The organism is Archangium sp., from assembly GCF_036388035.1.
Classification (GTDB): domain Bacteria; phylum Myxococcota; class Myxococcia; order Myxococcales; family Myxococcaceae; genus Archangium.
This window is the reverse complement of the sequence record NZ_DASVSO010000237.1, coordinates 1-3679: the sequence shown is the minus strand read 5'-3', so window position 1 is coordinate 3679 and position 3679 is coordinate 1. Positions and strand designations below refer to the sequence as shown.

The 3679-nt window shown below is 69.6% G+C and carries 5 protein-coding genes; 3 read left to right on the top strand and 2 right to left on the bottom strand.

All coding sequences use genetic code 11. The features are described 5' to 3' along the window. Nucleotides 1-654, top strand: a 654-nt coding sequence (locus VF697_RS10350) for a hypothetical protein (protein WP_331093796.1), incomplete at its 5' end; no start/stop codon positions are given. Between the two features lie 30 nt (nt 655-684). On the opposite strand, the gene VF697_RS10345 is transcribed toward VF697_RS10350, so the two are convergent. After that, nucleotides 685-1080, bottom strand: coding sequence for a helix-turn-helix transcriptional regulator (locus VF697_RS10345; RefSeq protein ID WP_331093794.1), 396 nt, complete (start codon nt 1078-1080; stop codon nt 685-687). 340 nt (nt 1081-1420) lie between these two features. Here VF697_RS10345 and VF697_RS10340 point away from each other — a divergent pair, with 340 nt between their 5' ends. Next, complete coding sequence (locus VF697_RS10340; RefSeq protein ID WP_331093792.1) at nt 1421-1858, top strand: hypothetical protein; 438 nt, start codon at nt 1421-1423, stop codon at nt 1856-1858. A 326-nt stretch (nt 1859-2184) separates the two neighbouring features. Then, a complete protein-coding gene (locus tag VF697_RS10335) occupies nt 2185-2697 on the top strand; it encodes a hypothetical protein (protein WP_331093790.1) in 513 nt (170 codons plus the stop codon). An 11-nt stretch (nt 2698-2708) separates the two neighbouring features. Here VF697_RS10335 and VF697_RS10330 read toward each other — a convergent pair. Next, nucleotides 2709-3679: ELWxxDGT repeat protein (locus VF697_RS10330; RefSeq protein ID WP_331093788.1), on the bottom strand; the 971-nt coding region annotated here is incomplete at its 5' end.

The following is a 3679-nucleotide window of genomic DNA, read 5'->3' as shown; positions in this document are numbered from 1 at the left end:
GGGTCGGGACAGGTGCGTGACGAGAAGTCTTCCGCTCAGCTGAAGGAGCAGCAGACGCGTCTCACCCAGGCGGTGGACACCAAGGACAAGGAGCTCCAGGCGGTCGTCCTCCAGCAGGAGAAGCTCCTGTTGCTCGCCAAGGAGAAGGGGGGCGCGCTGGAGGCGCTGGGGAACAAGCGGAGGCTCTTCCGACTCATCGCCGGAGGGGGCATGTCGCTGCGGCGCCTCCCGGACTTCCAGCTCGGGCCGGCGAGCGGCGGGGGTTCTCCGGAGCCCGGCGTCCAGAGTTCGGAGCCCGCCCGGGTGGATGCGTTCGCAGGGGTCGCGTTCCTCCCGGTGGATTTCAACCGCAGGGATCGCCACCAGACGCTCAGCCTGGGGGGCCTGGTGGGGCTGGGAGGCAATGGCTTCCCGGCGAACGTCTACGCCGGATTGACGCTCAAGGTGTGGATTGTCTACCTGAACGCCGGGCTCAATCTCCGCAAGGAGGCGGCGTGGAGCCACGGGTCGCCGACGCAAGCCCAGTTCTGGCAGGGCGCGTGGACGCCCACGGTCTTCGCGGGACTGGCGCTGGACAGCGAGGCGCTCCTCTCCCTCCAGCGGCTGTTGCCGGCGAAGCCTTCCTCAGAGGGTTTGCAGGTCGATCCAGGGTGAGGGACGGGGAGCGTCGCTCCCCCCTTCATCTCACGAAGTAGCAGGGTCGATCGCTCGCCCACGGGTGGCACGCTTCAGCACCGCCCGGCTCCCTTTCGTGGTGCTCGGGCGAACCGAGCGCTTGGAGGCCGCGCTACGTCTGAGCGGCTCCAGACGAACGGCGTAGCCCAGCGCGTGCAACACCTTGAAGAGCGTCAACTCGGTGGCGTTCGCCCTGCCCGACTCCATCTTGCTGATCTCACTCTGAGGCACCCCGGAACGCGCGGAGAGCTGGCCTTGAGTCAGCCCCTTCGCCTTGCGCACCTCGGCGAGTTCTCGGGCGATGCGGAAACGGTCGCGCTCCGCCTGGAGGGCCGCTCGAGCGGCAGGGCCCTCGCTCACCGCCTCCTTTTCCACGAAGGCCGTCAGGTCCTTGAGAGTGCGCATCGATCCTCCGGGTTCAACGATATTCCTATAACCCATAAGCGGCAAGGCTACTTCCGCCGCTTGGGTTTCGCGGGTGTGGGCTGTGGAGCTGGCGCACCCGGTTACGCCGGGAGTAGGGTCATCGTGCCAACCTATCTAGTCCTATGGCAAGCTCGAATTCAACCGGGCCGAGGCACAACGCGTGCTCTGGGATGGGTGTGGCGCTCGCAGTGCGGGTCCGTCGCTGGCCAGCGAGCGACCGCTCCAGCCGAGCACTCCTCGACTGCTTTCCCGTTCTGGGCAGAGTGCAGATGCTTCCCAGGAGCGCCTCACGCAATGGGGCGCCCCCGGGGAGACGAGCATGCAGAGCGCCAACGTCCTGGACAGACACCGCCACGTTCTCGGAATCCTCTATGTGGTGTTCAGTGCCCTCCTGGCTCTCGTGGCCTTCGCGATGTTCGCCGCCATCGTGTTTGGCGCCCTGGCCACGAGCGAGGCGGAGGAGCGTGTCGGAATCCTGGGGGTGGGCGGCGTCATGGCCACCTTGCTGCTGGTGCTCGCCCTCCCCGGGTTCATCGGCGGCATCGGCCTGCTGAGGCGGCGCGCCTGGTCGAAGGTGCTGACCCTCATCCTCGCCGTGCTGAACCTGGCCAGCTTCCCGGTGGGCACGGCCCTGGGCCTCTACACGATCTGGTTCTGGCTCCAGCCCAACACCCGGCCGCTCTTCTTCCCCCAGGAACGCGAGCCGCGCGGCCCCACGCTCGGTGGGCCTGACCTCCGGCGCCCCCTGCCCACCTGAGGGGCACCGCTCACCACCCGGCGCGACCTGCTCGCTCACGGAGTGTCCGGCCAACCACCACCGCGGGAACCCACCTGGGCCCGCTCCGGGCTGCTCGCTCCCCTCCCCGGCGTTGCCCACCTTGTCCTACGTCGGGCACGAAAGAAAGCGGGGGGGACCCCCTGGGCAACGCTGGCCGTCCTGGCCCGATAATGGGGCGAACGCCTGTCCCTCTATAAGGTGGCGGAGATGGCGCTGCACCTGCACCCGGTGGAGGACGTGATGAACCGTGCCCGCATCCACTTCGAGGGGGCCGAGGAGGGCCGGGCACAGCTCGGCAAGCGCTGATGGGGCTGATGGAGGCGCTCGTCTTCCGGGGGTGGCCGAGGCCCGAGTCGCCCGGGAAGCTGGTGCTGGACCTGACGCGGCCGAGCCTCTGCGGCCTGCGGCTGGCGGAGCCCGCGAGCCGCGTCCGGGAGGTGCTGGGCGCGCCGGCCTCGTGGCGGGAGAAGAAGCGCCGGGGCTGCTGGGCCTATCCGGCGTGGGGCCTGCGCGTGGATGTGCCGGGGGACCAGGAGGTGGAGTCCTTCCGCGTCGCGCTGCAGCGGCCGGAGCAGGGGCTCACGGTGTCGCGACTTCCCTGGCGCTCCTTCACGGGGCAGCTCATCCTGCCCCAAGGCACCCTGCCCGCCTCGCGGGTGACGCGCCAGGATTTCGAGAAGGCCTTCTCCAAACCCACGGAGGTCGACGAGCTGCTGGGCGACACCCTCGTCACGTGGGAGCGGGACCAGTGGCTCGTGGAGGTGGCCTTCCATGAGGACGGCGCACCCCTGTACGTGAGCGTCGACCGCAACGACTGAGCACCCTGGCGCTATGACCGACGCCGACGGAGGAGGCCGGCGAGGGCGAGCAGACCCCAGAGCGCGCCGACGCCTCCCGGCGGCGAGGCGCAGCCGCAGCCCGAGGCCGGTGGCTCCACGGGTGGCTTCGCCGGTAGCTCCACCGTCACCGAGAAGGCGCAGGTGGAGGTGTTGCCGGACTCGTCGGTGGCGGTGACGGTGACGGGGGTGGTGCCCACGGAGAAGGTGCTGCCCGAGACGTGGCTGTAGACGGTGCTCACGACGCCTCCGTCGTCCTGGGCGGTGGCGCTGAAGGAGACGGGAGCGCCCGCGTCATCGGCCGCCGTCACCGTCATCGCGGCGGGGCAGGTGAGCCGCGGCGGCGTGGAGTCCGTGCTGCGGTCCAGGGGAAGAGGGAGCCTCCACAGCTCGCGGCCCGTGGTGCCGTCATCGGCCTGGAAGAGGAGCGAATCACCGAAGGCGATGAAGCGGCTCGGGTAGGAGGAGGCGGCACCGGGCGCGAGATCCAGCAAGCGCACCGTGCCCTTGGCCGTGCCGTCGGACCGCCACAGCTCCAGGCCGGAGGTGCCATTCCTGGCGGCGAACACCACCACGTTCTCGGAGGGAATCGGCAAGAGGGGCTGTTGCGCGAGCCCCGAGTCACCTCCGGGCAGGACATCCTTGACGAGGACGGTGCCCTCGGCGGTTCCATCGCTCTTCCACAGCTCACGGCCCTCGGTCCCGGTGGCCGCCGAGAAGAGGAGTTGGTTGCCGAGCACGACGAGCTGGGTGATGCCCGAGCTGGCGGGCCCGGGGGCGAGGTCCTTGACGAGGACGGTGCCCGCGGCGGTTCCATCCGTCCTCCACAGCTCCTTGCCCGAGCGGCCGTCATCGGCGGTGAAGTAGACGAGCCCGTTGAACGCGGTGTAGCCCGTCGGGTTCGAGCTCACGGGGCCCGGCCGGAGATCCTTGATGAGGAAGGTGCCCTCGGCGGTTCCATCGG